Genomic DNA, 25764 nt, shown 5'->3' on the forward strand with positions numbered 1-25764 from the left:
GCCGGCCGCCGACCCGGCGGCCAGAGGCTTGCTAGAATTGCGGGATGCGGCCGCGCTCGCGGCCGAAGGAACCCGCATGAAACAGTATCTCGATCTCGTCCGCTCCATCCTCGACACCGGCACCTGGCAGGAAAATCGTACCGGCATCCGCACCATCAGCATGCCCGGCGCGATGCTGCGCTTCGACCTCCAGCAAGGCTTTCCGGCCGTCACGACCAAGAAGCTGGCGTTCAAGTCGGCGATCGGCGAGCTGGTCGGCTTCCTGCGCGCCTCGCGCAGCGCGGCCGAGTTCCGCGCGCTCGGCTGCAAGGTCTGGGATGCCAACGCCAACGACAATGCCGCCTGGCTGGCCAATCCCTATCGCAGCGGCGTCGACGATCTCGGCGACGTCTATGGCGTGCAATGGCGGCGCTGGCCCGGCTACAAGGTGCTCGACGCGCAGGCCACCGGGCAGCTCGAGGATGCGCTGGCGCGCGGTTATCGCATCGTCACGCGCTTCGAGGAAGAGGGCGCGCAGCAGGTGCTGCTGTACAAGGCGATCGACCAACTACGCGACTGTCTCGACACCATCATGCGCGACCCGTCGAGCCGCCGCATCCTGTTCCATGGCTGGAATCCCGTGAAGCTCGACGAGATCGCGCTGCCGGCCTGCCATCTGCTCTACCAGTTCCTGCCCAACCCGGTCACGCGCGAGATCTCTCTGTGCCTGTATATCCGCAGCAACGACGTCGGCCTCGGTACGCCGTTCAACCTCACCGAGGGCGCCGCGCTGCTGTCGCTGGTCGGCCGGCTGACCGGCTACACGCCGCGCTGGTTCACCTACTTCATCGGCGACGCGCACATCTACGAGAACCAGCTCGACATGCTGAACCAGCAGCTCGAGCGCGAGCCCTATGAAAGCCCGCGCCTGGCGATCGCCGATCGCGTGCCGGAATACGCGAAGACGGGCGTCTACGAGCCGGAGTGGCTGGAGCGCATCGAGCCCGCCGATTTTTCGCTGGAAGGCTATCGGCACCACGCGCCGTTGACCGCGCCGATGGCGGTCTGAACGCGGCTGCCGGGCGACATCCTCCCGGTTCTTGAACGACAAGGCCCGCGCCGTGATGGCGCGGGCCTTGTCGTTTGGGGGAGCCGGGGTTTCAGCGACGGCTGGAGCGGCTCGATCCCGACGACGAGGATTTCAATGACGAAGACGAGTACGAACTCGACGACGAGGAGTAGCCGGACGAATAGCTCGACGAGGATCGCGACGGCGCATACGAGCGCGACGAGCCGCTCGAAGACGAGGACGAGGAGCTCGATGAGGAATAGCCCGACGCGTAGCTCGACGAGGACCACGACGGCGCATACGAGCGTGACGAAGCGCCTGGCGACGAGGACGATGAGCCCGACGAGGAAGAGCCCGACGAGCTCCGTGTCGGCGCATACGAGGGCGATGGGGAGCCACGCGAGGACGCATACGAGGGCGACGCATCCTGACGCGACGCCGTCGCGGCGCGCGAGGTGGCCGCATAAGTCGACGCCTGTGCGTAATTCGGCAGCGTCGCGGCGCGTGCGCCCGGGGTTGGTGGTACGGTTCGTGCCGAGGCGAGCTTCGCGCCCGGCTGGGCGGCGATGAGGCCGCGCGCGCCCGCCACGGCGAGCGCCGCCATCGCCATCTTGTGCGCATGACCGCCATCGCTCGCGCCCGATTGCGCGAGATGCGATGCACTGTCGTGATGCAGCGCCGGATCGGCGTTTGCTGCATCGCCGGCATGCTGCGCGGCGATCGCCGCGTGCGGCTGGGTCCAGGCCGGCTGCCTGGCGCCGGCGGCAGGCCCCGCCTCGGCGGGCGGATGCGGGACCGCGCCGGGGCTCGGCGTTGCCGCATCGGCATGCAGGGCCGCGGCCTTGTCGCCGGCCGTCGGCGGTTGGGGCGGCGTCGGGCGTGCCGGCACGGGCTGGTCGAGCGGGTAAACGTAGCTGCGCGTGCTGACGAGATGCACGACCTGCCCCGGTCGCGCCGCCAGCAGGCTCGACGGATTCGGCTGGTCTGTCGCGCCGGGCTGGCTCTTCGCGGCACGGGAGGGCCGTGTGGCGAGGCTCGGCGGCGTGTCGACGCGAACCACCGGCGCGCCGATGCCGGGCACGCTGCCGCGCTGAGCGAATTGCCGGGCCAACTGGTCCTGGAACGCGGCCGGCACCACCGGGTTGTGGATCGCGATGACCGGATGCGCGAGAGCTTGCGCGGGCGGCTGGTAGGGCGCGCCGTGCAGCGTGCTCGCAAAGCTCTGGCTAACCGGCGCGAGCCGCGGTGCGCCGACGTCGAGCCGCGCGTTGCGCCATTGCCGCGGATCGACGTGCTGCGTGTGTCGCGCGGTAGGCTGGCCGAGCAGGAAGACCTGCGCCGGCACGACCGTCAAGCCGTTCGGCACGGCGTAGTTGATGTAGGTATTGCGTACCTGGGTGACCAGGAGCCGACGGCTGGAGAGCGCCAGGGCATTCACGCGCTGAAAGTAACCCGGACTCCAGCGCGCCCAGGCGGGGCGCCAGGCCTCGGACGGAGCGAGCGGGAACCAGGCGGCTCGCGGTGTGTTTGTCGGATTCGTTGCATCGAAGTCGGGATCCACCCCGAGGTCGAAGTCGTTGTCCGCGTCGCCGGCAAATCCGACCAGCGCCGGTGCATAGGCTGGCGTGTCGTCGCGGTCGATGCGTTTGCCCGGGACCCAGGACCAGCCGTTGTCGATGTAGGTCCAGCGACCATAGTGATAGGGGGCGAAGCCCCAGGGCGCATCGTCGATCCAGGTCCAGCCCCAGGGCGCCTGCCAGATCCAATGGCCTTTCTTGTACGGTGCCCAGTCGGCTGCCACGTGGCTCGGCGTCCAGACCGTGCCGTACTCGTCGGTCTGTCGCCAGGTGCCATTCGCATCGAGATCCAGGTAGCCCGGCATTTCCCTCGACACGATGCGTGCCGTGGGCGATTGCGCTTCCGCGAAATCGCGTTGCGAGATCCAGGTCACGAACGTGTTGTCCGCCTTCGCGACATGGCTACCCGTGGTCTGCAGGTTCGTGCCCATGAAGGTGATTTGCCGGTCTTCCCCGATTTCCATCTGACCGCCATCAGCGTAGGCGGTTACCCTTCCTTTCAGTACCGTGACGGTCGTCGAGGTGCCGTTCGGGGCCACGTCGATCCGATAGTTGCCCGGATTCTCGAGCGCGAGCGCCGCGTTGGGCGTGTCGACCTCGGGATTGATCACGGAATACTGCGCTGCGTGCACCATCAAGGTTCCGAGCGAGAGCTTCAACTGAGCCGCGCTTTCGTCGAGGTTCAGGATCGATAGCGCGCTCGACGGCGCGAGCCGAACCGAGGTCGAGCCGATATACATCTCCGAGCTGGCGCCTTTGTCGTTCCAGAGCTGATCGCCGGTGGTCACGGGGCGGTTCAGCTCGGCATAGACCCACCGGCTTTCGCCGGCGGGCAGCAGCGTAACCGGCCCGCTCAGGTCGTCGATGCGGCCCACCAGCGTGGGCGGATCGGCGGGGGCAGGCGTCTGGGGGCGGGGCTGCGCGGGGTGGGCCGATGCGGCGGCGAGGCTGGCGAACGCGAGCAGCGCCGCCGCCGTCACCGAAGTGAGGAGCAGGGGAACGCGGTGTGGTGTCATGTGTGATGTCGTTATTCGATGTCGGCGCCCTCGCGCCGCATCGCGCACTTTACCCGTGTGCCGGCAATTGGTCTGCCGATTTTGTAATGCCCGCGAGGGTGTTTTTGTAATCGGTTCGTGCTCGCCGGCCGTGATACCGATGGCCGTATCAACGAAAAACCCGCGCTGTCGAGGCGCGGGTTTTCTGCATGACGGTTTTCATCGGCGATGCCGATGGTGCGCGTCAATGATGCTCTTGCCTGCCTTGTCCTGGCGACTCGTGCTGCGCCGGCGCCGGCCGCGGCGCCTCGACGCGCGGCGGCGGGGGCGGTGCCGCCGGGCGTTCGAAATGCGGTGCCGGCGGCGGCGCGGCGGGGCGTTCGACACGAGGCTGCTGCGGCGCTTCGAAATGAGGCTGAGGCCGTTCGATGCGAGGCGCCTCGACTCGCGGAGCTTGCGGTGCGTCGAAGTGCGGTTGGGGCCGCTCGACCGGCGGCGCCTGCTGGCGTTCGGGCTGGCGCGCGAAGGTCGGTTGCGGCGTCGGCACACGGGGTTCGATGCGGGATTCGGTACGAGGCCGGGCCGGTTCGGCGCGCGCTCCTTCCACTCGCGGTTGCGCGGGCTGCGTATGCGGTTGCGGAACGAAGCCCGGCGCGCGTGATGGCTCCGTCTGCTGACCGGCCGGGCGACCGCCGCCGAAGATGGCGGGCGCGCCCGGTGTCGCGGCATGCGGCTGCGCGTTCTCTCGCGCGCCAGGTGCTTCGTTTGGCCGGAACTGGCCGGCCGCGCGCTGCTGTTCGATCGGCGCGTGCGGCTGCGTCCAGGCCGGCTGCGCGCCCGCGCCGGGACGTCCCCCGGGCACTCCTTCCCGGCCAATTTCGGCGGGCGGCCGCGGCACGCCATTGCCCGGTGCCACGGCGCCCGGCGCCCGGTTGCCCGGCACGGCCACGCCCGGCGCACCGGGCGCACCCGGCACCGAGCGCTGCCCGGGCTCCTGCTGCATCCGGCCGGGCTCTTCACGCGGCATCCGTTGGCCGCCGGCGGTGGCGCTCACGGCGGGCACCGGTCGGCCCGGCTGCAATACCGGTCCGCGCGGATTGACGAGCTGCACGTTGCGCATCGCCCACTGGTTCGGCGCGCCCGGGCTGGTGCCGGCCAGGTGGGTCGGCCGCGGCGCGTAGTTCGGCGGAGTCGCGCTGCGTACCACCGGCGCGCCGGCGCCGGGCACCCGGCCGCCGTGCTGCGCGAACTGCTGCGCCTGCCGGTCGTGGAACGCGGCCGGCACCGCCGGGTTGCGGGTGGCGACGATCGGGTGGGAGAGCGCCGGCTGTGGCGGCCGATAGCTGGCGTTGCGCAGGCCGCCCGAGAAGCTCTGGCGGACCGGCGCGATGCCGGGCGCGCCCGCGCCGATCCGCGCGTCGTGCCATTGCCGCGGATCGACGTGCTGCGCGAAGCGCGCGACCGGCTGGCCATGCACGAAGGCCTGCGCTGGCACCGCCGTCACCGCGTTGCGCACGTGGTAGTTGACGTAGGTGTTGTGGATATTGGTGATGTTCGTGATGCGGGTGTTGTTGACAATCACCGTGCGATTCACGCGATCGTAATAGCGCGGGCTCCAGCCGCCCCAGCCGGGATGCCAGGCCTCGTGCGGAGCGAGCGGGAACCAGGCCACGCCGGCGGCCACCGCGCCGCCCACGGCCAGCCCGACGCTCCAGTCGAAGCCTCCGCCCCCGCCGCCGACGAAGGCCACCAGCGCCGGCGCGTAGCAGGGTGGCTCGGCTGGCACGATCGGGCCGGGCACCCAGGCCCAGCTGTCGTCGACATAGGCCCAGCGGCCGTAGTGATACGGCGCGAAGCCCCAGGGCGCGTCGTCGACCCAGGTCCAGCCCCAGGGCGCCTGCCAGATCCAGTGGCCGGTGTGATAGGGCGCCCAGCCGGCCGGCACGTCGTTGGGGATCCAGATCGCCCCGTAGTCGGGCGAATCGCGCCAGCTTCCGTTCGCATCGAGGTCCTGGTAGCCGGGAATCTCGCGCGACACGTAGCGCGCCGAGATGGAGCGGTCCTCGGCCGCGTCGCGCGAGGCGCTCCACTGGTCGAACGGATCGGGGCCCGGCGCGGCGTTGTTGGCGCTCAGCTGCAGGTTGGTGCCCGTGAAGCTGAGCTGCTGGCCCGCCGCGATCGGGATCTGGCCGTTGTCGCCGAAGGCGGTGGCGCTGCCGCGTCGCACCGTGACGGTGGTCGAGGTGCCGTCCGGGGCCACGTCGACGCGATAGTCGCCGGCGCCGTCGACGGCCAGCGCGAGGTTGGGCGTGTCGATCTCGTAGGCGCTGCCCGCCGGCAACTCGCGCACATGGGTGGACAGGCTGCCCAGGCCCACCTTCAGCTGCGTGTTGCGGTCGTCGAGAGCGAGGATCGCCAGCGCGGTGGACTGGTCAAGCCGCACCGCCGTCGAGCCGATATGGAGTTCCGAGCGCGCGCCCTGGTCGTTCCAGAGCTGGTCGCCGCTGGTCAGCGGCCGGTTGACGGCGGCGTAGGACCAGTCGCTCGCGCCGGCCGGCTCGGTGGTCACCGGCCCGGACAGGTAGTCGAGCCGCGCCACGCGCGAGGGCGGATCGCCGCCGGCCTGCTGCGTGGTGGGAGCCGAGGGCGTGACCTCGGGAGGCGGCGCCGGTTCGGTCTGCGCGAGCGCGGCGGCCGGGGCCAGCGTGGCGAGCGCCAGCAGGGCCGAGGCGGCCAGCGCGGTGAGGGAGAACGGAACGCGAAGCGGGGTCATGGCGAACTCGTGATTCGGTGGCGCGGCGCATGCTTGCGCCGTTTGAATTCACTCTACCCGCGCGCCGTGTTTCCGGGCCGACGCTTTTGTAATGCGCTCATGCGCGGCTGTAACAAAGCATGTCGCTGTCCCCGTTTTCGTCAAGCATTTGCAATCGAGGCGTCAAGCGTCGGTAAGCAAGGCCTCGAAGCGGCGCTGCCCGTCGGGCGTGATGCGCAGCACGCGCGGCTTGCCGGCCGGCTCGATCCAGTGCTGCGCGAGCCAGGCATCGAGCAGCGCGGCGCCGAGCGCGCCGGCCAGGTGAGCGCGCCGCTCGCTCCAGTCCAGGCAGGTGCAGGCGAAGCGGCGCCGGCGCCGCCGCTGGGTGCCGATGTCGATCCGCCAGCGGCTCGCCAGCTCGTCGGCGCCCAGCGGCGTGACCTCCAGGTCGTGCGGGCCGTCGGCTTCGCCATCGGCGGGGGCCAACCAGCCGCGTTCGCGCATGCGGTCGTAGACGCGCACCGCCAGTTCGCCCGCCATGTGGTCGTAGCAGGTGCGCGCATGGCGCATCTCGAGCGGCACGGTGCGCGCCACGGCCGGCACCGGCCGCAGCGGCGCGGTGGCCTGCGCGAGGTTGGCGAGCGTCTCGATCGAGGCGGCCACCTCGGGCGAGGCGATCCGGTAATAGCGATGCCGCCCGCGCACCTCGAGCGAGAGCAGGCCGCCGTCGGTCAGGCGCGCCAGGTGCGCGCTGCCGGCCGAGGGCGAGAGCCCGGCCAGCAGCGTCAGCTCGCCGGCCGGGCGCGCGCTGCCGTCCATCAGCGCCCACAGCATGGCCGCGCGGCCCGGATCGGCGAGCAGGGCGCCGAGCCGGCTCAGGCCGGGAAAGTGCGGGTCGGTGGCGATCATGGTCGGGCCTCGGTGGGAAACGGGTCAGGCTAGTGTAGGCGCCGCTCGCATTCGATGGTTCAGGGCAGCGCGAAGTATCGAATGCGGGGCTGTCGATCGCGCGGCAGCGTGCCCGGTGCCGCGCCGCGTAGAATGCGCGGATCGGATTTCGAGGACGGGCGATCATGCGGGAATTGAGCAAACTGCTGCTGGCCGTGTTCGCGGCGGCCTGCCTGTGCGCCGGCTGCGCGAACGGCGGCGCGGGATCGGCCGGCGGCGGCCAGGGCAGCATCGAGATGTACGGCACGCTCGACCAGGGCATCACGGTCCACAACTGAGCCCGGGGCGGCTGCGACGCAGGATCGCGATGGCGAACCGTATAATCGGCCTCACCCACACGATACCGCCCGAAACGGAGCCAAGATGTCGAACCCCACGCCCACCGCGCCCCTCGATCGCACCGAGACCGTGTTCCGTTTCCTCGCCGAGCCGACCTCGGTGAATTTCGGCGGCAAGGTCCACGGCGGTGCGCTGATGAAATGGATCGACGAGACCGCCTACGCCTGCGCGGCGATCTGGTCGAGCCGCTACTGCGTGACCGTCAGCGTCGGCAATATCCGTTTCAAGCGGCCGATCCTGGTCGGCAACCTGGTCGAGTTGAAGGCGCGGGTGGTGGCCACCGGCCGCACCAGCATGCATATTCACGTGACCGTGCACGCGGGCGACCCGAAGGGCGGCGTGCTGCGCCAGACCACCGACTGCATGGTGGTGTTCGTGGCCGTCGACGAGAACGGCAACCCGCTGCCGGTGCCGCCGCTGGTGCCCGTCACCGACGAGGACAAGCGCCTGCAGCAATACGCGCTGGATGTGCGTGAGGCGCTCGACAAGCTCGTCGAACTGAAGCCGGAAGAGGTGGCCAAGGGCGTGGTCTGAGCCGCGCGCCGGCTGCCTGCCGGCGCCAGCCATGATGAACGAGGCCGGCAGGACGCGAGAGACGTCCTGCCGGCCTTGTCGTTGGCATCGAGGGCCGGCGGCGCCGGCCCATGCGCTTATTGCTTGCCGATCATCTCGGCTGGCTTCACCCACTCGTCGAACTGCGCGTCGGTGACATAACCGAGCGCGAGCGCCGAAGCCTTCAGCGTGGTGCCTTCCTTGTGCGCCTTCTTGGCGATCTGCGCGGCCTTGTCGTAGCCGATATGCGGATTGAGCGCCGTCACCAGCATCAGCGATTCGTTGAGCAGCGTGTCGATGCGCGAATGATTCGGCTCGATGCCGACCGCGCAGTGATCGTTGAAGCTCAGCGCGCCGTCGGCCAGCAGGCGCACCGACTGCAGCACGTTGTGCGCGATCATCGGGCGGAACACGTTCAGCTCGAAGTTGCCGCTCGCGCCGCCGAAGTTGACGGCCACGTCGTTGCCGAACACCTGGCAGCACAGCATCGTGACGGCTTCCGACTGCGTCGGGTTGACCTTGCCCGGCATGATCGAGCTGCCCGGCTCGTTCTCGGGGATCGACAGCTCGCCCAGGCCGCAGCGCGGGCCGCTGGCCAGCCAGCGCACGTCGTTGGCGATCTTCATCAGGCTGGCGGCGACCGTCTTCAGCCCGCCGTGCGCGAACACCAGCGCGTCGGCCGCGGCCATCACCTCGAACTTGTTGGGCGCGCTCACGAAGGGCAGCTTGGTGAGCCGGCCGATCTCGGCGGCCACCGCCACCGCGAACTTCGGATGCGCGTTCAGGCCGGTGCCCACCGCGGTGCCGCCCTGCGCCAGCTCGTACAGATGCGGCAGGGTCGATTCGAGATGGCGGATGCCCTGGTCGAGCTGGGCCACGTAGCCCGAGAACTCCTGGCCGAGCGTGAGCGGCGTGGCGTCCTGCAGGTGGGTGCGGCCGATCTTGACGATCCCGGCGAAGGCCTTCGACTTCTCGTCGAGCGTGCTGCGCAGGCGCTTCAGCGCGGGCAGCAACTGGGTGTGGATGGCGAACGCGGCGGCGATGTGCATCGCGGTCGGGAACACGTCGTTCGAGGATTGGCCGCGATTCACGTCGTCGTTCGGGTGGACCTTGCGCGACTCGCCGCGCACGCCGCCGAGCAGCTCGCTGGCGCGGTTCGCGATCACCTCGTTGAGGTTCATGTTGGTCTGCGTGCCCGAACCCGTCTGCCAGACCGCGAGCGGGAATTCATCGGGATGGCGCCCGGCGATGATCTCGTCGGCGGCCGCGACGATCGCGTTGGCCTTGTCCTCGGCCAGCACGCCGAGCTCGCGGTTGACCGTGGCGGCCGCGCGCTTGATCAGCGCGAGCGCGTGGATCAGCTCGGGCGACTGCTTTTCCGTCGAGATCTTGAAGTTCTGCAGCGATCGCTGCGTCTGCGCGCCCCACAGGCGGGCGTCCGGCACCGCGATCTCACCGAAGGTGTCGCGTTCCATCCGTACTGCTTCGCTCATCTTTGACTCCGTCACAAGAAAACAGCCACGCCGCGCGCATCGGGCGCGGCACGAAAGCGTAGGTAGGGACGGGCGCCGTTCTGTCGACGGCGTCCAGAGGCGACAAGCATAGCGCCGCGCGCGATTTTACGTCGGCTGGCGGCGCGGCGGGAAGAAGGCAGGGCAATGCCGGGCGCGCCCGCCGGTGGTTCGCCTCAGCGGGCGGTGCGGTGATGCGCGTCGATCACGGCCCGGGTCTTCTTGTGGAAACGCCAGGTCATCAGCACGGCCACGCTGGCCAGGCCCGCGGCGAGCCCCCACCAGAGCCCGCGCGCGCCCAGCCCGACGTGGAACGCGAACCAGTAGCCGACCGGGAAGCCGACGCCCCAGTAGCCGAGCGTGGCGACGATCATCGGCACGCGCGTGTCCTTCAGGCCGCGCAGGCAGCCCGAGCCTACCGTCTGCATGCCGTCGACGATCTGGAAGATCGCCGCGATGCCGAGCAGGCTGGTGGCCAGCGCGATGGTGCCGGCGTTCTTCGGGTCGTCCAGGTGCAGGTAGAGGCCGACGATCGCATGCGGCGCAACGATCAGCAGCAGCCCCGACAGCGACATGAAGGCCACGCCCAGCCCGATCGCGGCGAACCCCGCGTGACGCGCCGCCAGCGGCTGGCCGGCACCCATCCAGTAGCCGACCCGCACGTTGGCGGCCTGGCCGATCGCCAGCGGCACCATGAAGGCGACCGAGGCCACGTTCAGCGCGATCTGGTGCGCCGCCAGCGAGGATTCGCCGAGCACGCCGATGGTCAGGCCGGTGGCCAGGAACAGCGTCGATTCGACCCCGTAGGTGATGGCGACCGGCCAGCCGATGCCGACCAGCTCGCCCATCATCGGCAGCTTGGGCCGCGAGGCGGCCACGAAGTGACGGAACGCCGGGCGGCCGTGCAGCAGCAGCACCAGCGCGATCGCGGTGAGCCAGATGGTGATGGTGGTGGCCACCGCCGAGCCGAGGAAACCGAGCCGCGGCAGGCCGAAGGCGCCGTGGATCAGCCCGTAGTTGAGCACCGCGTTGACGCCCACGCCCGCGATCGAGACCCACAGCAGCCGGCGCGCGGCGCCGATCGCCGGCAGGAAGGAGCGCATCAGGCCCACCCCGATCAGGCTGCCCGGCGCGGCCAGGCACAGCACCCGGCAGTATTCGCCGATATGGCGGGCCAGTTCGGCGGGTTCGTGGAACATCAGCAGCAGCGGCTCGACGAACAGCAGCACCAGGATCGCCGGCAGCGCCAGCAGCAGGGCCAGCGCGACGCCGGTCCAGTAGATGTGCGGGATGCGCTCGTCGGCCTGCGCGCCGCGCGCATGCGCGACGCTGACGCTCACCGAGGTCAGCACGCCCTGCAGCACCGTGACCACCACGAAGAACAGCGTCGCGCCGAGCCCGCCGGCGGCGAGCGAGTCGGGGCCGAGCGAGCCGAGCAGCACCGTGTCGGTGACGCTCATCGCCATCTGCGAGAGCTGCGCGATCGCGAGCGGCGCGGCGAGACGGGCGGTGTCGGCGGCGTGGCGAGAGAAGGAGGGCGGCGCGCTGGCCGCGCGCGAGAAGCCGGGAAGCGACATGGGCGGACCGCGGGTACGTGCCCGCGCTCTGTTGTTGTAGTGAAGCGAGCAGCTTACGTTTTTCCTGCGCGACTGTCGAATCGGCGCCAGAGGGCGCGTCGCGCGTGGGGGCTTGGCGGCGGCGTGGCTTCGCGCGCGGGGCCGGATGAGCGACGCGCGCGGCTCGCCTTGGTGCCGGCCGCGGACGCGTCGCGCGCAAGCGGGTTGCCGACGCGGCCGCGCGCGGCGCCCGTGTCGGCGGCGCGAAGCGCCTAGGCGCCGTGCACGGCGATGCGCGTGTCCTGGAACAGCACCACCTGGCCCGCGCGGATCTTGCAGGTCTTGCGCAGCTCGACGGCGCCGTCCACGCGCACCGCGCCCGAGGCGACCAGCACCTTGGCGGAGCCGCCGCTGTCGGCCACGCCGGTGATCTTGAGCAGGTTGTGCAGTTCGACGTAATCGCCGGTCAGGGTGAAATCGAGGTTGGGCATCGTTCGGGGCGCCGATGACGCGCCCATGTAAAAAAGCAAGGCTCGCATCATAAGCCAGCGCGCCGGCGGCGGCGAGCGCCTTGCGCGGCGGTGCGCGCGCGGGCGCTCGCGACGGGCACGTTCGCTGCGTCATGCAGATCGCGCAAACCCCGGCGCGACCTGCCGTTTCCGCTTTCGCGCCCGCCACTGTAAGCAGATGTGGACGAGCCGCAAGCAAATGAAACGGTGGGTAACAGTCGGGGCTCGCGGCGAACCGGCTGTCGTGAGGGCCGGTCTTTCCTGAAGCCTGCCGCATGTCGCGGCAAGGCGGCGCGGCCGGGTTCGAAGCCGCGTCGAACACTTTCCCCGAGGAGAAATCTCATGTCCAGGATTCGCAAGATGCTGATGGGTGCCGCACTGGTGACGACCACCGTGTTCGCGGCGACTTCCGCGATGGCCCAGGCCGGCGGCGGTGGCGCGGCCGGCGGAGCGGGGGGCGGCGGCGGCGCGGCCGCTGGTGGTGCCGGCGGCGGTGCGGCTGGCGGTGGTGGAATGGGCGGCGGCTCGCAAGGCGCCAATTCCGGCGGCCAGACGGGCGGTACCGACGCGGCGCCGACCGCGCCGGGTAATGGTTCGACCAATGGCATGAGCGGCATGAACGGCAAGGGCAGCACCGGCATGCATCACTCGACGAAGTCGCACTCGAAGACGCGCGCCAACAGTTCCGCGCACGGTGCCAATTCGAAGGCGGGCGACGCCGTGAACGGCAATACCAACGGCATGTCGCCGGCTGGTAACGGCAGCCCCGGCTCGGGCGGCCAGTAAGCCTCGCCGATTAGGCCGCTTGCAAGCCGCTTGCGCGGCGCGGGCCGGGAGCCGTCTGGAACGGGTTCCGGCCCGTTGTCGTGGCGACGGGCGCCGCGCGCCCGCTCTCGTCTATGGCCGCTGCTGCGGCTGGCGCGGCGGATTCTGCGTGGTCGGCGCCTTCGGCGGCGTGGCCACCATGAAGATGCCGCGCAGCCAGGCGGCCAGCCGCGAGAACACGTCGTAGGGCTCCTCGACGAAGATCTCCGGCTTGAGCAGCCGCAGGTATTCCATGATCTGCTGGGCTTCCTGCTTCTGGAACGAACCATGCGCGAGCCCGAGCCGCAGCAGGCCGCGCAGCTCGCCGAGCTTCTCGCGTGCGGTGCTGCCCACGCTCGTCTCGCAGGCCAGCTTGGCCTCGTAGACGCGCTGGCGCAGCGATTCCGCGAGCCGCCAGGCGGGTGTCTGCATGCGCTCCTCGAGGGTCTGGATGTCGTGCACCGCCGACTTGATCTGGCCTGCGAGCGGGTCGACCAGGGCGGCGTCGCCCTGTGCCTCCGAGACGATCGCGGCGGCCCAGTCGTGGCAGGCCTTGGCCAGTTCCTCGGGGGTCCATTCGCTGCGCGAGGCGAAGCCGAAGCCGAAGGTCTCGGCCTGGCGCATCAGGATCTCGACGACGTTCGGGAATTCCTTGTCCAGCGTGCGCTTGGCCCAGGCGTACTGGCCACCCTGCAGCATGCGCTGCACGGCGTGCTCGGTCAGCGGCACCATGTTGTCGAGCAGCTTGGCGCGCAGGAAGTCCTCGAAGGACGGGGTCGCGAACTGCGGATCGAGTTTCAGCGAGACACGCACGAACGCGTCGAAGTCCTTGCGTAGCGACGCAATGGTGTCGTCCTTGATCGACAGCGTGATGTGGCCCATGAATCTCTCGGTACGCGGTGGCTACCGGCGCCGAGTGGGCGCCGGCATGCGCCGTTCGTGCCGGCGGGGCGTTCGCGCGTGCGGCTGCCCCGGCTGCGTCGCGATCGGCGCCAGGAGGGTTTTCCTCCTATATCGGCAGCGGGCGGGGAAACTTGAGGCCGCGCCGGCCGGCGCGGCTGGCACCCTGCACCAGCACCAGCACCAGCACCAGCACCAGCACCAGCACCAGCACCAGCGCCAGCGCCAGCGCCAGCGCCAGCGCCAGCGCCAGCGCTCAGGCCGGCAGCCAGCGCGGAATCACCAGGCCCTGCCAGGCGAAGAAAACCGCGAGCCCGACCGCGATCGTCAGCAAGGGCCGGCGCGTGGCGGCCGAGACGATCACGGCGGCGACGCCGCCGACCAGTTGCGGATTGCGCAGCGAGAGTTCCAGGCCGCCGCCGTGCGGCGCGAGGGTCATCGGCACCACGATCGCGGTCAGCACCGTGACCGGCACGAAGCCGAGCGCGGTGCGCACCAGCGGCGCAAACACCAGCCGTTCGCCGAACAGGAACAGCGTGGTACGGATCGCGTAGGTGACGGCGGCCATGCCGAGCAGGATCAGCAGGTAGTTCACGAGGCGGCCTCCACGCGACGGCGCGCACGTCCGTGGTCGCGCAGCGAGAGCGCGACGCCCACCGCCACGCCCGCCACCACGGCGGCCAGCAAGCCGAGCTTGTAGGGCAGCGCGTGGCAGAGCTGGGCCACCACGCCGGCGGTGACGGCCGCGGCCAGGTAGCGCAAGGCAGCCAACTGCGGCACCACGATCGCGATGAAGGTCGCGGCCATCGCGAAATCGAGCCCGAGCGCCTGCAGGCCCGGGAAGGCCGCGCCGAACAGCAAACCGACCAGGGTCCAGGCCTGCCAGTTCAGGTACATCGCCAGGCCCGAGCCGAAGAAGTAATGCGGGCCGAGTTCGCCGGGGCGCGTGTGGCGGTAGCGTGCGTAGGCGACCGCGAACACCTCGTCGGTCATCAGCGCGCCGAGCGTGGCGCGCCAGCGCAGCGGCAGATGGGCGACATAGGGAGCGAGCGTGGCCGAGTAGAGCAGGTGGCGCAGGTTCACCACCAGGGTGGTGGCGATCACCACCAGCGCGCCGGCGCCGCCCGCCAGCAGGCCGGCCGCGATGAACTGCGCGGAGCCGGCGAACACCACCAGCGACATCAGCTCGCCATGCCACCAGGCAAGCGGCCCGGCCGTCACGAGCGTGCCGAAGATCACGCCGAAGGGCGCGGCGCCGACCATCATCGGAAAGGTGTCGCGCGCGCCGTCGGCGAATTCGCGCAGCGGGCGCCGCGTGGCGGCGGAGTCGATTGGGCTGGGATGGGGCGGGTTCAACGGGAAATCCTCCTGGAGCGCCGAGCATAACGGGGCGCCGCAGGCGGGTCTTGTACGTTCTTGCGCGACGAAAGGGCGGAGCCCTGGCCCCGGCTAGCTGCGCTCGCCCTGCCAGCGGCCCGGCGGCACGCCGAACATCCGCTTGAAGTGGCGCGTGAAATGGCTCTGGTCGACGAAGCCGCTGGCGGCCGCGACCTGCGCGACGGCCACACCCGCGCGCAGCGGCGCGAGTGCACGCTGCAACCGCAGCTGGTTGCGCCAGGCATGCGGCGCCATGCCGGTGCTGCGCGTGAACAGGCGCGCCGCGTGGAACGGCGACAGGCCGGCCGCCTGCGCCACCTCGGCGAGCGTGGCGGGGCCCAGCAGGTCGGCGGCGAGCCGCTCGCGCATGCGTGCCACGCGCGGTTCGTCCGCGGCTGGCGCACCGGCGCGGGGTCGGCTCAGCGCATGACGCACCAGCAGGGTCGAGAGCGCGTCGAGCAGGGCCGTTTCGGCGGCCAGCGGATCGGCGCCGTCGGATGCGAAGGGCGCGGCGGCGAGTGCCACGTCGGCCAGTTCGCCGTCATGGTCGTGAGCTTCGGTGGCGACGCCGCCGGCCTCGAGCAGCCGGTGCGCGATCACCAGGCGCCGCGCGCAGTCGGCGTCGTGGATGGCATCGTCAGGAAACCAGGGCTCGGGCTGCGGCGAGCCGGCGATCTCGTCGGCCAGCGCGTGCAGGAACGCGACCGGCACGTAGGAGACGCGATAGCGCCAGCCGTCCTCGGTCGCACGCGAGCCGGTGTGCACTTCGCCGGGATTGATGATCGGCACGCTGCCGGTGTCGGCCAGGCGTCGGCCGCCGCGATAGGCATAACGCTCGGCGCCGCTCTCGATCACCGGCACGGTGTAGGCCTCGTGCCAGTGCGGCGCGAAACGGTGCTCGCGGTAGCTGGCCGTGACGAGATCGGCATCCGGCAGCAGGGGCGTGCGCCAGTAGCGGGCGGCGTCGGGGAGGTGGGCGGAGCGCATCGCGAGGCGGGCGTGAGGATCGGGCGCGCGGCCTTACTTGAGCGGGATCGGCGTGCCCGCGGGCACCGGCACGGCCGTGACGCTGTTCTTCGCGCTGCCGGTGGCGATCCGGTCGCTGTAGGTCAGGTAGACCAGGGTATTGCGCTTCTTGTCGACCACCCGCACCACGTGCAGGGTCTTGAACACGAAGGACAGGCGCTCGCTGAACACGTCGGTCTGCTGCTTGAGTGGCTGCGTGAAGCCGATCGTGCCCACCTGGCGGCAGGCGATCGAGGCCTCGGTCGGATCCTCGGCCAGGCCCAGGTTGCCCTTGATGCCGCCGGTGCGGGCGCGCGAGACATAGCAGGTCACGCCTTGCACCAGCGGGTCGTCGTAGGCTTCGACCACCACGCGATCGGACCCGGTCAGGCGGAAGTTGGTGTTGACGCTGGCGATTTCCTCCGCGTGCGCGGACACGGGAAGCAGCGGCGCGGCCAGGCAGGCGGCGACGGCAAGGGCGAGACGATTCATGGGCGATGGCCAGGGCAGGAGCGAGGAAGACGACTCTAGCACGGCCGGCACGGGCCAATCGCGCCTCGCGATTCGGGCGCCGGTGGCTGAATCGCGCGGGGAGGGTGAGGTTGCGACGAGGGGAGAAGCGAGCTGGCGCCGAAAAGCAAAAAGGCCCGTCGCATGACGGGCCTTTCGCTATCTGGCTCCCCGACCTGGGCTCGAACCAGGGACCTACGGATTAACAGTCCGGCGCTCTACCGACTGAGCTATCGGGGAATAAATCGGTACTGCGTTTGTTCGTTGCCGACGCGTCTGAAACGACGTACCAGCATTCTTGGCTCCCCGACCTGGGCTCGAACCAGGGACCTACGGATTAACAGTCCGGCGCTCTACCGACTGAGCTATCGGGGAACAAACAGCAGAGAAACGAGATTCTATGAGGCTATGACGAGGGTGTCAAGGCTTTGCGCGAATTTTCTGCGGAAACGGCGAGCCGGCAGCAGCGGGCCCGCCGGGTGCGATCAGCGCTCGAGCAGATGCAGCTTGTCCTGCACGTCCTTCCATTCGTCGGCGTCGCCGGGAGCGGGCTTGGTCTTGGTGATCGACGGCCACAGCTTGGCCAACTCGGCATTGAGCGGCGTGAATTGCTGCTGGTCGCCGGGAACGTCTTCCTCGGCATAGATCGCATTGGTCGGGCACTCGGCCACGCACACGGCGCAGTCGATGCATTCGTCCGGGTCGATCGCGAGAAAATTGGGACCTTCACGGAAGCAATCCACCGGGCACACATCGACGCAATCGGTGTACTTGCACTTGATGCAGCCTTCGGTCACAACGTGAGTCATTCAAAACGCTCCTGCTTGGCGATTATCTGTGTGGGGTAGGCTTTGCGCCAAATGCGGCATTGTAACTGATGAGGAAAACCCGCATCCAGCACCCCGCAGCCGGTCTTATATTGTTTCGTGATTAGTTTATGTCGAGTCCGCGACGCGTCCCCGAGGCCCGGGACGGCAGGCGGCGGCGAGCATGGTCGGTCCCGCATTCGGGTAACATGCGGCAGGCAGACGGGGCGGCGCGCCGACGCAGGTAGCCGGCTCGGTCTCGTCCGATCCCGCGATTTTGCTGAAGCTGCCCCCGGCGGCACCGAATCATGATCATTACTTCGCTGCTCGACACCGACCTGTACAAGTTCACGATGATGCAGGTGGTGCTGCATCACTTCCCGGCCGCCAACGTGGAATACCGGTTCCGCTGCCGGACTCCCGGCGTCGACCTGGTTCCCTATATCGACGAGATCCGGGACGAGGTGCGCGGCCTGTGCCATCTGCGCTTCACCGAGGCCGAACTCGACTACCTGCGCCAGATGCGCTTCATCAAGGGCGACTTCGTCGAATTCTTGGCGCTGTTCCATCTCAACGAGAAGTACATCGAGATCTCGCCCTCGCCCAAGGGCAACGGCGAGATCGACATCGCGATCCGCGGCCCCTGGCTGCATACGATCCTGTTCGAGATCCCGGTGCTGGCGATCGTCAACGAGGTCTATTTCCGCAACACGCAGAGCGAGCCCGACTACGGCGAGGGCCGCGAGCGGCTGCGCGAGAAGATGAAACTGCTCGGCGCGAAGCCCGAGTTCGCCGACTGCAAGATCGCCGACTACGGCACGCGCCGCCGCTTCTCGAAGGTCTGGCACGAGGAGGTGGCGCTGACGCTGCGCAACGGGCTGGGCGCGCAGTTCGCCGGCACCAGCAACGTCTATTACGCGATGAAGCACGGCATCACGCCGCTCGGCACCATGGCGCACGAGTACCTGCAGGCCTGCCAGGCGCTCGGCCCGCGGCTGCGCGATTCGCAGATCTACGGCCTGGAGATGTGGGCCAAGGAATATCGCGGCGACCTCGGTATCGCGCTGTCCGACGTCTACGGCATGGACGCCTTCCTGCGCGACTTCGACATGTACTTCTGCAAGCTGTTCGACGGCGCGCGCCACGATTCGGGCGATCCCTTCGAATGGGGCGAGCGCATGCTGAGCCACTACGAGGCGAACCGCTGCGACCCGCGCACCAAGGTGCTGGTGTTCTCGGACGCGCTCGACATCCCGAAGGTGCTGCAGCTCTACGAGCGGTTCCGCGATCGCTGCCGGCTCGCCTTCGGCGTCGGCACCAACCTGACCAACGACCTCGGCTATCGGCCGCTGCAGATCGTCATCAAGATGGTCCGCTGCAACGGCCAGCCGGTCGCCAAGCTGTCCGATTCGCCGGGCAAGAGCATGTGCGACGACAAGAACTACCTGGCCTATCTGCGCCAGGTGTTCGGGATCGCCCAGCCGGCCGAGGAAGAGGCCGGCAAGTAGGCGCGCGGCAGGTCGGGCGATGCCGGGCCGGGCGGCCCGGCATGATTCGGCGCGACAGGGCGCCGCTATAATCGGCCCTTGCCACCGCCACGCTCACGAGGATCGCCCATGGACACGTCGGCCGCCCGCCGCAACATCTTCGCGCGCATCCGCGCCGCCCAGGGACGCCAGGCCGAACCCGATGCGCTCGAGCGCGAGCAGGCCGCCGACTACCTCGCGCGTCATCCGGCCGGCCCGCGCCCGCCGATGCCGGACGATGCCGCCGGATTGCTCGCGCGCTTCACCGAGGAAGCCGAGCGGATGTCGACCACGGTCGAGGCCGTCGACACGCTCGCCGAGGTACCGGCCGCCGCGGCGCGCTACCTGCAGGCGCGCTCGCTGGCCGCGCGGGCGATCGCCTGGCGCACCCTGGCCGATATCGACTGGGCCTCGGCCGGCCTCGAGGTCGACTTGCGCAAGCCCGTCGAGGGCGACCTGGTCGGCATCACCGGCTGCTTCTGCGCGAGCGCCGAGACCGGCTCGCTGGTGCTGCTGTCGGGCCCGGATACCTATGCCTCGGCGGCGCTGCTGCCGGAAACCCATCTCGTGGTGGTACCGGCCTCGCGCATCGTCGCCGGCCACGAGGATGCCTTCGCGCTGATCCGCGCCGAACGCGGCGAGCTGCCGCGCGCGGTCAATATCGTATCGGGGCCGTCGCGCACCGGCGATATCGAGCAGACCATCATCCTCGGCGCGCATGGCCCGTATCGCGTGCACGCGATCATCGTGCGCGGCGCATGAGGCTTGCCGCGCGCGTTTCCCATTCCTTTCCCGGTGCCTCGAACCTGCCGCTGGCGGCAGCGAGTGGCCGCGTTCTCGATCCGATGACTTTCCACCGACCCGATTCCTTCGCCGTCCGGGGCGCACCGCGCCGCGTTGCACCGTGGCTCGCGCTGTTCATGCTGCTGCTGACGGCGGCGCCCGCGCCGGCCTCGGCGGCCACGCTCGACGGCGCCACCTTGTCCGCGCTCTGGGGCCTGCCGTTCGCCGGCATGCTGCTGTCGATCGCGCTGTTGCCGCTGGCGGCGGCCTCGTTCTGGCATCACCACTACGGCAAGATCGCGGCGGCCTGGGCGCTGCTGTTCCTGCTGCCGTTCGCGGCCGTGTTCGGCGCGGCCACCGCCGGCGCCACCCTGGTCCATGCGCTGCTCGAGGAATACATCCCCTTCATCGTGCTGCTGGCGGCGCTCTACACCGTGGCGGGCGGCATCTGCGTGCATGGCGAGCTGCGCGCCTCGCCGGCGCGCAACACCGCGCTGCTCGCGCTGGGCACCGTGCTGGCGAGCCTGATGGGCACCACCGGCGCGGCGATGCTGCTGATCCGGCCGCTGCTGCGCGCCAACGCGGCACGGCCGCGCGTGGTGCACGTGGTGGTGTTCTTCATCTTCCTGGTCGCGAACGCGGGCGGCGCGCTCTCGCCGCTCGGCGATCCGCCACTGTTCCTCGGTTTCCTGAACGGCGTCGATTTCTTCTGGACCACGGTGCATCTCGCGCTGCCCACGCTGTTCGTCTGCGGCGTGCTGCTGGCGCTGTTCTACGTGCTGGACGCCTGGCGCTTCCGCCGCGACGGCGGCGGTGCCGTCACGCTGCCGCGCGACCCGGCACTGACCGCCGCGGCCGAGCCGATCCGCATCGACGGCAAGCGCAACTTCGTGCTGCTCGGCGCGATCGTCGCGCTGGTGCTGATGAGCGGCATCTGGAAACCCGGCATCCGCTTCGACGTGTTCGGCACCGAGGTGGCCCTGCAGAACGCCGTGCGCGACCTGGCCCTGGCCGCGCTCGCGCTGCTCTCGCTGGCGATCACGCCGCGCTCGGCGCGCGAGGGCAATGCCTTCGACTGGGCGCCGATCGAGGAGGTCGCCAAGCTGTTCGCCGGTATCTTCGTGACCATCGCGCCGGTGATCGTGATCCTGCGCGCGGGCGCCGACGGCGCCTTCGCGCCGATCGTCCACCTGGTCACGGCGGACAACGGCGAGCCGGTGGTGCCGATGCTGTTCTGGGCCACCGGGCTGCTGTCGTCCTTCCTCGACAATGCGCCGACCTACCTCGTATTCTTCAACCTCGCCGGCGGCGACGCGCCGACCCTGATGACGAGCGGCGCGGCCGCGCTCGCGGCGATCTCGGCCGGCGCGGTGTTCATGGGCGCGAACAGCTATATCGGCAACGCGCCGAACTTCATGGTGAAGGCGATCGCCGAATCGCGCGGGATCCGGATGCCGAGCTTCTTCGCCTATCTGGGCTGGTCGTTCGGCATCCTGGTGCCGGTGTTCGCGCTGGCGACGTGGCTGTTCTTCGCCGGCTGAGCGAGGGTTTCGGGAAGGGTTTCAATACAGGTAGCGCGCCGGTCGCGCGCGCTTGACGGAGGCAGGCAATGCAGAAAATCCTGGTGGCGCGTTCGATCTTTCCGGACGTGATCGAGCGGCTCGAACAGCATTTCGAGGTGGACTGGAACGACGGCGACGCGCTCGCGCCCGAGGCGCTGACGGCGCGCCTGGCCGACAAGGACGGCGCGCTGACCGCGGGCGACCCGATCGGCGCGGCCACGCTGGCGGCCGCGCCGAAGCTGCGGGTGGTGGCCAACATGGCGGTCGGCTACAACAACTTCGACATGGCCGCCTTCAATGCGGCGAACGTGCTCGGCACCAATACGCCGGACGTGCTCAACGAGACCACCGCCGATTTCGGCTGGGCCCTGATGATGGCGACCGCGCGGCGCATCGCCGAATCCGAGCACTGGCTGCGGGCCGGCCAGTGGCGCAAATGGTCGTTCGACAGCTTCCTCGGCGGCGACATCCACGGCGCCACGCTCGGCGTGATCGGCATGGGGCGCATCGGCCAGGCGCTGGCGCGGCGCGCGCGCGGCTTCAACATGCGGGTGGTCTATCACAACCGCTCGCGCGTCGCGCCCGACATCGAGGCCGAACTGAACGCCGAGTACCTGGGCAAGGAGGCGCTGCTGCGGCAGGCCGATCACGTGGTGCTGGTGCTGCCCTACACGAAGGACAACCATCACACCATCGGCGCGGCCGAACTCGCGCTGATGAAGCCGAGCGCGACGCTGACCAATATCGCGCGCGGCGGCATCGTCGACGATGCGGCGCTGGCCGAGGCGCTGCGCGAGCGGCGTATCGCGGCGGCCGGCCTCGACGTGTTCGAGGGCGAGCCGAGCGTGCATCCGGCGCTGCTGGCGGTGCCCAACGTGGTGCTCACGCCGCATATCGCCAGCGCCACCGAGGCGACCCGCCGCGCGATGGCGAACCTCGCGGCCGACAACCTGATCGCGGCGCTCGGCGTCGGGCCGCGCGCCGGACGTCCGCCCAATCCGATCAACCCCGACGTGATCGGCAAGGCGCGCGCATGACGATGCCGCTTCTGCTGGGCGCGCTGGTGGTGCTGGCGGTGGCGCTGGTGGTCGCGTTGCTGGTGATCTGGCGCGGCGCGGGCCGCGGCGCCGAGGGCGAGGGCTGGCTCGGCGAGCGCCTCGACGACGTGCAGGATGCCCAGGCGCATGCGATGGAGCGGCTCGAGCGCGCGCTGCGCGGCGAGCTCGCCGACAGCGCGCGGGCCTCGCGCGGCGAATTGTCGGGCAGCTTCGCCCAGTTGCAGCAGACCCTGGCCGCGCAGATGACGAGCGTGGCCACCGTGCAGAACCAGCAGATCGACGGCTTCGCGCAGCAGCTCGCCAAGCTGGTCGCCGCGAACACGCAGCAGTTCGAGGCGGTGCGCGAGGGCCTGCAACAGCAGGCGCAGCTCGCGCGCGACGAGCAGGGCGCCTCGCTTCGCCATTTCGGCACGCTGCTGAACCAGCAGCTCGCGCAACTGAGCGAGGCCAACGACCGGCGGCTGGGCGAGGTGCGCGCCACGCTCGAGCAGCGCCTCAAGGAGATCGAGGCCAACAATGCCGTGAAGCTTGAGGAGATGCGCCGCACCGTCGACGAGAAGCTGCATGCCACGCTCGAGCAGCGGCTCGGCGAATCGTTCCGGCTGGTTTCCGAGCGGCTCGAGCAGGTCCATCGCGGGCTCGGCGAGATGCAGACGCTGGCCGCCGGCGTGGGCGACCTGAAGAAGGTGCTGACCAATGTGAAGACGCGCGGCACCTGGGGCGAGGTCCAGCTCGAGGCCCTGCTCGAACAGATGCTGACGCCGGATCAATACGCGAAGAACGTCGCCACGGTGCCGCGGCGCAGCGAGCGCGTCGAGTTCGCGATCCGGCTGCCGGGCCGCGAGCACGATGCGCAGCCGGTCTGGCTGCCGGTCGACGCGAAATTCCCGCGCGAGGATTATGAGCGCCTGATCGATGCGCAGGAGCGTGCCGACGTCACGGCGGTGGAGGAGGCGGCGCGCGCGCTGGAGCTGCGCATCCGCGCGGAGGCGAAGAGCATCGCGGAGAAATACGTGTCGCCGCCGCACACCACCGATTTCGCCTTGCTGTTCCTGCCGACCGAGGGCCTGTATGCCGAGATCCTGCGGCGGCCCGGGCTGACCGACCAGCTGCAGCGCGACTATCGCGTCACGGTGGCGGGACCGACCACCCTGACGGCCCTGCTCAACAGCCTGCAGATGGGTTTCCGCACGCTCGCCATCGAGCGGCGTTCGAGCGAGGTGTGGCAGGTGCTGGGCGCGGTGAAGACCGAGTTCGGCAAGTTCGGCGAGGTGCTGGCGCGCACCAAGGCGCAACTGGAGACCGTCACGCGCTCGATCGAATCGGCCGAGCAACGCACGCGGGTGATGAATCGCAAGCTCAAGGATGTCGAGGCGCTGCCCGGCGATCAGGCCGCGGGGCTGCTCGGCGCGGCCTCGGGCGAGGCCGATCCCGACGAGGCCTGAGGTGTCGCCGCCGGGAAGCCGCCCGCCCAGGGACGGCGCACCCGGCGCGGCTTATTCGTCGCCGGGCGCCGGCTGGGCGAGCGCATCGAGCGCCTCGCCCGTGACGCGCACCACGCGCCAGTCGGACAGCACGGTGGCGCCCATCCGTTCGTAGAAATCGATCGCCTGGCGGTTCCAGTCGAGCACGGTCCACTCGAAGCGGCCGCACTTGCGCTCGACCGCGAGCGCCGCCACCGCGCGCAGCAGCCGCGTGCCGAGGCCGGTGCCGCGGCAGGCCGGCTTGACGTAGAGATCCTCCAGATAGAGGCCGCGCTTGCCGACGAAGGTCGAGTAGTTCTGGAAGTAGAGCGCGTAGCCCACCACCTCGTGGTCGAGCGTCGCGACCAGCGCGCCGGCCGCCGGGTTCAGGCCGAACAGCGCGTCGGCGAGATCGGCCTCGGTGGCGACGAACAGGTGCGTGAGCGATTCGAACTGGGCCAGCTCGCGCGTCAGCGCGACGAGATCGGCGACGTCGTCGGGCTGCGCGTCGCGGATCTCGAAGTTCATGCCTCCTCCTGCACGTCCGACAGCACGATCTCGATGCCGCCGAAGCGCGAGGCAACCCAGTTGTAGGCGTGGCAGGCGATCCACAGCAGCACGAAGCCGAGGATCGCGTTCAGCAGCAGGGCGCTGAAGATGGTGCTCAGCTCGACCGAGCCGAAACGCACGAACGCGACCACGATCCCCAGCAGCACGATCGGCACGCTGAAGGTCAGGTAGACGAGGATCAGCGCCTTGGCCGTCTGCCCTGCCGCGATCGAGGAAATTTGCTTTTTCATAATCGAGTTGCCCCGTAAGTGCTGATAGTGGTGAATCTCAGAGTGCGCCGGCGAACGGGAGGATCTCCACGCTCGCGCCGGCCTCGACGCGGGCCAGCTCCGCGCCGATCACGATGAAGCAGTTCGCGTCGCTGAGGCCCTTCAGCGATGCCGAGCTCTGTGAGTCCGCCGGGCTCACCTGCCAGTTGCCGTCGGCGTCGCGCGAGGCGATCCCGCGCAGGAAATCCGTGCGGCCCGCGCGCGTGTCGATCGCCGCGAGGGTGCGCGCCGGGTAGCGCGGCGCCGGTTCGGGGCGCGCGCCCATCAGTGTCAGCAAGGCGTCGCGCACGATCACCTGGAAAGTGGCCGCGACCGCCACCGGATTGCCGGGCAGGCCGAAGAACAGCGCCGCGCGCGCGCCCGGCGCGGCCGGCGCCAGGTGCCCGCAGGCCAGCGGGCGTCCCGGGCGCATCGCCAGGCTCGCGAAGCTGATGCGGCCGAGCCGGCCGAGCAGCTCGCGCGTGAAGTCGGCATCGCCGACCGAGACGCCGCCCGAGGTGATCACCACGTCGGCGCGCGCGGCCGCGTCGCTTAGCGCGGCTTCCAGCGCGGCCGGATCGTCGCGCACGATGCCGCCGTCGATCGCCTCGACGCCGAGCGTCGCCAGCATGCCGAACAGCGTCGCGCGGTTGCTGTCGTAGCGGCCGCCCGCGCCGAGCGGCTCGCCCGGCGCGCGCAGTTCGTCGCCGGTCGACAGGCAGGCCACGCGCAGGCGGCGGCGCACCGTCACCTGGCCGATGCCGAGCGAGGCCAGCAGGCCGAGATCGGCGGGCCGCACGACGCGGCCGGCCTCGAGCACGGTCGCGCCGCGCGCCAGATCCTCGCCGGCACGGCGGCAATTGGCGCCCGGCGCGACGGCTTGCGCCTCGAATTTCACCAGCGTGTCGCTCGTGTGTTCCCGCGGGATCACCTTCACGCGTTCCTGCGGGATCACCGTGTCGCAGCCGAGCGGCATCGGTGCGCCGGTCATGATGCGCACGCAGGCACCGGCCGGCGTGCCGCCCGGATGCGGATGACCCGCCAGGGCGATGCCGGCCACCGCCAGGCACAGTTCCCCCTCGTTCGCGGCGGCCAGCGCGGCGCCGTCGAAGGCATAACCGTCCATCGCCGAATTGTCGTAGGCCGGCACGTCGAGCGGCGAGGCGACCGCCTCGGCCAGCACGCGGCCGAGCGCCTCGCCGAGCGCGACCGTTTCCGTTTCCGTCACCGGCACGAGTTCGCGCAGCGCGAGCGCGCGGGCGGCGTCGACGGACAGGATTTCGGGATGGATTTGGGCTGGCGACGAGTGCGTGGTCATGGCTGAAGAGGCGCCGCTAGGCGGATCGGAGTCGCGCCGGTGCGACG

The 25764-nt window shown here is 70.1% G+C and carries 25 protein-coding genes and 2 tRNA genes; 9 read left to right on the plus strand and 18 right to left on the minus strand.

Annotation, left to right across the window (positions count from 1 at the left end; translation table 11 throughout):
- The first annotated feature begins 76 nt into the window (after positions 1 to 76).
- Positions 77 to 1048 carry a thymidylate synthase gene (locus BM43_RS28600; protein ID WP_036052355.1) on the plus strand — a complete coding sequence of 324 codons (972 nt, stop codon included), beginning with the start codon at positions 77 to 79 and terminating at the stop codon, positions 1046 to 1048.
- Between the two features lie 91 nt (positions 1049 to 1139).
- Here the strand turns inward: BM43_RS28600 and BM43_RS41930 are convergent, their stop codons facing one another.
- The 4 genes from BM43_RS41930 to BM43_RS28615 form a co-directional block, all read right to left on the minus strand.
- Positions 1140 to 3641, minus strand: a complete 2502-nt coding sequence (locus BM43_RS41930; RefSeq protein WP_052409178.1) for a DUF6600 domain-containing protein — start codon at positions 3639 to 3641, stop codon at positions 1140 to 1142.
- 11 nt (positions 3642 to 3652) lie between these two features.
- Positions 3653 to 3868 carry a hypothetical protein gene (locus tag BM43_RS40860; RefSeq protein WP_144417703.1) on the minus strand — a complete coding sequence of 72 codons (216 nt, stop codon included), beginning with the start codon at positions 3866 to 3868 and terminating at the stop codon, positions 3653 to 3655.
- On the minus strand, positions 3865 to 6393 hold the full coding sequence (locus BM43_RS28610) for a DUF6600 domain-containing protein (RefSeq protein ID WP_036052354.1): 2529 nt from the start codon (positions 6391 to 6393) through the stop codon (positions 3865 to 3867). Before BM43_RS28610 ends, BM43_RS40860 begins: the two co-directional genes overlap by 4 nt.
- Before the next feature lie 162 nt (positions 6394 to 6555).
- Positions 6556 to 7281, minus strand: a complete 726-nt coding sequence (locus BM43_RS28615; RefSeq protein WP_036052353.1) for an ArsR/SmtB family transcription factor — start codon at positions 7279 to 7281, stop codon at positions 6556 to 6558.
- A gap of 164 nt (positions 7282 to 7445) precedes the next feature.
- On the opposite strand from BM43_RS28615, the gene BM43_RS41790 reads away from it, so the two are divergent.
- A complete protein-coding gene (locus BM43_RS41790) occupies positions 7446 to 7598 on the plus strand; it encodes a hypothetical protein (protein ID WP_013697043.1) in 153 nt (50 codons plus the stop codon).
- A gap of 85 nt (positions 7599 to 7683) precedes the next feature.
- Positions 7684 to 8193: an acyl-CoA thioesterase gene (locus tag BM43_RS28620; RefSeq protein ID WP_025098990.1), complete on the plus strand. Its 510-nt coding sequence runs from the start codon at positions 7684 to 7686 to the stop codon at positions 8191 to 8193.
- A gap of 116 nt (positions 8194 to 8309) precedes the next feature.
- Here BM43_RS28620 and fumC read toward each other — a convergent pair whose 3' ends face one another.
- The 3 genes from fumC to BM43_RS28635 form a co-directional block, all read right to left on the minus strand.
- Positions 8310 to 9704 (minus strand): class II fumarate hydratase, encoded by a 1395-nt coding sequence (fumC, locus tag BM43_RS28625; RefSeq protein ID WP_013697045.1) that lies wholly within the window; start codon positions 9702 to 9704, stop codon positions 8310 to 8312.
- A gap of 194 nt (positions 9705 to 9898) precedes the next feature.
- Positions 9899 to 11299 carry an MATE family efflux transporter gene (locus tag BM43_RS28630; RefSeq protein WP_036052349.1) on the minus strand — a complete coding sequence of 467 codons (1401 nt, stop codon included), beginning with the start codon at positions 11297 to 11299 and terminating at the stop codon, positions 9899 to 9901.
- Positions 11300 to 11550: 251 nt separating this feature from the next.
- Positions 11551 to 11769 (minus strand): RNA-binding S4 domain-containing protein, encoded by a 219-nt coding sequence (locus BM43_RS28635; protein ID WP_013697047.1) that lies wholly within the window; start codon positions 11767 to 11769, stop codon positions 11551 to 11553.
- A gap of 360 nt (positions 11770 to 12129) precedes the next feature.
- Between BM43_RS28635 and BM43_RS41975 the strand changes: the two genes are divergently transcribed.
- Positions 12130 to 12573: a hypothetical protein gene (locus BM43_RS41975; RefSeq protein WP_148270092.1), complete on the plus strand. Its 444-nt coding sequence runs from the start codon at positions 12130 to 12132 to the stop codon at positions 12571 to 12573.
- A gap of 111 nt (positions 12574 to 12684) precedes the next feature.
- On the opposite strand, the gene BM43_RS28645 is transcribed toward BM43_RS41975, so the two are convergent.
- The 8 genes from BM43_RS28645 to fdxA form a co-directional block, all read right to left on the minus strand.
- Positions 12685 to 13473: a DUF4088 family protein gene (locus tag BM43_RS28645; protein ID WP_036052342.1), complete on the minus strand. Its 789-nt coding sequence runs from the start codon at positions 13471 to 13473 to the stop codon at positions 12685 to 12687.
- A 274-nt stretch (positions 13474 to 13747) separates the two neighbouring features.
- Positions 13748 to 14086: an AzlD domain-containing protein gene (locus BM43_RS28650; protein WP_025098986.1), complete on the minus strand. Its 339-nt coding sequence runs from the start codon at positions 14084 to 14086 to the stop codon at positions 13748 to 13750.
- Positions 14083 to 14847, minus strand: a complete 765-nt coding sequence (locus BM43_RS28655; RefSeq protein WP_042285289.1) for an AzlC family ABC transporter permease — start codon at positions 14845 to 14847, stop codon at positions 14083 to 14085. The genes BM43_RS28650 and BM43_RS28655 overlap by 4 nt, the downstream gene beginning before the upstream one ends.
- 93 nt (positions 14848 to 14940) lie before the next feature.
- On the minus strand, positions 14941 to 15855 hold the full coding sequence (locus tag BM43_RS28660) for an AraC family transcriptional regulator (RefSeq protein ID WP_036052339.1): 915 nt from the start codon (positions 15853 to 15855) through the stop codon (positions 14941 to 14943).
- Positions 15856 to 15888: 33 nt separating this feature from the next.
- On the minus strand, positions 15889 to 16365 hold the full coding sequence (locus BM43_RS28665; RefSeq protein WP_036031801.1) for a CreA family protein: 477 nt from the start codon (positions 16363 to 16365) through the stop codon (positions 15889 to 15891).
- Positions 16366 to 16547: 182 nt separating this feature from the next.
- Positions 16548 to 16623, minus strand: a tRNA-Asn gene (locus BM43_RS28670).
- 59 nt (positions 16624 to 16682) lie between these two features.
- A tRNA-Asn gene (locus BM43_RS28675) sits at positions 16683 to 16758 on the minus strand.
- Positions 16759 to 16868: 110 nt separating this feature from the next.
- The gene (fdxA, locus tag BM43_RS28680; RefSeq protein ID WP_012734998.1) at positions 16869 to 17192 is read right to left on the minus strand and encodes a ferredoxin FdxA; all 324 of its coding nucleotides are present in this window, start codon (positions 17190 to 17192) and stop codon (positions 16869 to 16871) included.
- A 305-nt stretch (positions 17193 to 17497) separates the two neighbouring features.
- On the opposite strand from fdxA, the gene pncB reads away from it, so the two are divergent.
- The 5 genes from pncB (at position 17498) to BM43_RS28705 (ending at position 23563) form a co-directional block, all read left to right on the plus strand.
- Positions 17498 to 18697, plus strand: coding sequence for a nicotinate phosphoribosyltransferase (gene pncB, locus BM43_RS28685; RefSeq protein WP_036052336.1), 1200 nt, complete (start codon positions 17498 to 17500; stop codon positions 18695 to 18697).
- A 108-nt stretch (positions 18698 to 18805) separates the two neighbouring features.
- Positions 18806 to 19477: a LutC/YkgG family protein gene (locus BM43_RS28690; protein WP_036052331.1), complete on the plus strand. Its 672-nt coding sequence runs from the start codon at positions 18806 to 18808 to the stop codon at positions 19475 to 19477.
- 158 nt (positions 19478 to 19635) lie between these two features.
- Positions 19636 to 21039: a sodium:proton antiporter gene (locus BM43_RS28695; RefSeq protein ID WP_042285285.1), complete on the plus strand. Its 1404-nt coding sequence runs from the start codon at positions 19636 to 19638 to the stop codon at positions 21037 to 21039.
- Positions 21040 to 21107: 68 nt separating this feature from the next.
- Positions 21108 to 22097, plus strand: coding sequence for a 2-hydroxyacid dehydrogenase (locus BM43_RS28700; RefSeq protein WP_036052328.1), 990 nt, complete (start codon positions 21108 to 21110; stop codon positions 22095 to 22097).
- Complete coding sequence (locus tag BM43_RS28705; RefSeq protein ID WP_017920399.1) at positions 22094 to 23563, plus strand: DNA recombination protein RmuC; 1470 nt, start codon at positions 22094 to 22096, stop codon at positions 23561 to 23563. The genes BM43_RS28700 and BM43_RS28705 overlap by 4 nt, the downstream gene beginning before the upstream one ends.
- Positions 23564 to 23614: 51 nt before the next feature.
- On the opposite strand, the gene BM43_RS28710 is transcribed toward BM43_RS28705, so the two are convergent.
- The 3 genes from BM43_RS28710 to moeA are packed head-to-tail and all read right to left on the minus strand — an operon-like array spanning position 23615 to position 25717.
- On the minus strand, positions 23615 to 24109 hold the full coding sequence (locus BM43_RS28710; protein ID WP_036052326.1) for a GNAT family N-acetyltransferase: 495 nt from the start codon (positions 24107 to 24109) through the stop codon (positions 23615 to 23617).
- Positions 24106 to 24381, minus strand: a complete 276-nt coding sequence (locus BM43_RS28715) for a hypothetical protein (RefSeq protein ID WP_013697061.1) — start codon at positions 24379 to 24381, stop codon at positions 24106 to 24108. The genes BM43_RS28710 and BM43_RS28715 overlap by 4 nt, the downstream gene beginning before the upstream one ends.
- 37 nt (positions 24382 to 24418) lie before the next feature.
- Positions 24419 to 25717, minus strand: a complete 1299-nt coding sequence (gene moeA / locus BM43_RS28720; RefSeq protein ID WP_036052323.1) for a molybdopterin molybdotransferase MoeA — start codon at positions 25715 to 25717, stop codon at positions 24419 to 24421.
- Between the last annotated feature and the right edge of the window lie 47 nt (positions 25718 to 25764).

It is taken from the genome of Burkholderia gladioli, assembly GCF_000959725.1.
Taxonomy (GTDB): Bacteria; Pseudomonadota; Gammaproteobacteria; order Burkholderiales; family Burkholderiaceae; genus Burkholderia; species Burkholderia gladioli.

What these genes read in the sequence shown, in the direction of transcription:
- BM43_RS28600 (WP_036052355.1), top strand. Translation starts at nt 77, where the DNA reads ATGAAACAGTATCTCGATCTCGTCCGCTCCATCCTCGACACCGGCACC.
- BM43_RS41930 (WP_052409178.1), bottom strand. Translation starts at nt 3,641, where the DNA reads ATGACACCACACCGCGTTCCCCTGCTCCTCACTTCGGTGACGGCGGCG.
- BM43_RS28610 (WP_036052354.1), bottom strand. Translation starts at nt 6,393, where the DNA reads ATGACCCCGCTTCGCGTTCCGTTCTCCCTCACCGCGCTGGCCGCCTCG.
- BM43_RS28615 (WP_036052353.1), bottom strand. Translation starts at nt 7,281, where the DNA reads ATGATCGCCACCGACCCGCACTTTCCCGGCCTGAGCCGGCTCGGCGCC.
- BM43_RS41790 (WP_013697043.1), top strand. Translation starts at nt 7,446, where the DNA reads ATGCGGGAATTGAGCAAACTGCTGCTGGCCGTGTTCGCGGCGGCCTGC.
- BM43_RS28620 (WP_025098990.1), top strand. Translation starts at nt 7,684, where the DNA reads ATGTCGAACCCCACGCCCACCGCGCCCCTCGATCGCACCGAGACCGTG.
- fumC (WP_013697045.1), bottom strand. Translation starts at nt 9,704, where the DNA reads ATGAGCGAAGCAGTACGGATGGAACGCGACACCTTCGGTGAGATCGCG.
- BM43_RS28630 (WP_036052349.1), bottom strand. Translation starts at nt 11,299, where the DNA reads ATGTCGCTTCCCGGCTTCTCGCGCGCGGCCAGCGCGCCGCCCTCCTTC.
- BM43_RS28635 (WP_013697047.1), bottom strand. Translation starts at nt 11,769, where the DNA reads ATGCCCAACCTCGATTTCACCCTGACCGGCGATTACGTCGAACTGCAC.
- BM43_RS41975 (WP_148270092.1), top strand. Translation starts at nt 12,130, where the DNA reads ATGTCCAGGATTCGCAAGATGCTGATGGGTGCCGCACTGGTGACGACC.
- BM43_RS28645 (WP_036052342.1), bottom strand. Translation starts at nt 13,473, where the DNA reads ATGGGCCACATCACGCTGTCGATCAAGGACGACACCATTGCGTCGCTA.
- BM43_RS28660 (WP_036052339.1), bottom strand. Translation starts at nt 15,855, where the DNA reads ATGCGCTCCGCCCACCTCCCCGACGCCGCCCGCTACTGGCGCACGCCC.
- BM43_RS28665 (WP_036031801.1), bottom strand. Translation starts at nt 16,365, where the DNA reads ATGAATCGTCTCGCCCTTGCCGTCGCCGCCTGCCTGGCCGCGCCGCTG.
- fdxA (WP_012734998.1), bottom strand. Translation starts at nt 17,192, where the DNA reads ATGACTCACGTTGTGACCGAAGGCTGCATCAAGTGCAAGTACACCGAT.
- pncB (WP_036052336.1), top strand. Translation starts at nt 17,498, where the DNA reads ATGATCATTACTTCGCTGCTCGACACCGACCTGTACAAGTTCACGATG.
- BM43_RS28690 (WP_036052331.1), top strand. Translation starts at nt 18,806, where the DNA reads ATGGACACGTCGGCCGCCCGCCGCAACATCTTCGCGCGCATCCGCGCC.
- BM43_RS28695 (WP_042285285.1), top strand. Translation starts at nt 19,636, where the DNA reads ATGCTGCTGCTGACGGCGGCGCCCGCGCCGGCCTCGGCGGCCACGCTC.
- BM43_RS28700 (WP_036052328.1), top strand. Translation starts at nt 21,108, where the DNA reads ATGCAGAAAATCCTGGTGGCGCGTTCGATCTTTCCGGACGTGATCGAG.
- BM43_RS28705 (WP_017920399.1), top strand. Translation starts at nt 22,094, where the DNA reads ATGACGATGCCGCTTCTGCTGGGCGCGCTGGTGGTGCTGGCGGTGGCG.
- BM43_RS28710 (WP_036052326.1), bottom strand. Translation starts at nt 24,109, where the DNA reads ATGAACTTCGAGATCCGCGACGCGCAGCCCGACGACGTCGCCGATCTC.
- BM43_RS28715 (WP_013697061.1), bottom strand. Translation starts at nt 24,381, where the DNA reads ATGAAAAAGCAAATTTCCTCGATCGCGGCAGGGCAGACGGCCAAGGCG.
- moeA (WP_036052323.1), bottom strand. Translation starts at nt 25,717, where the DNA reads ATGACCACGCACTCGTCGCCAGCCCAAATCCATCCCGAAATCCTGTCC.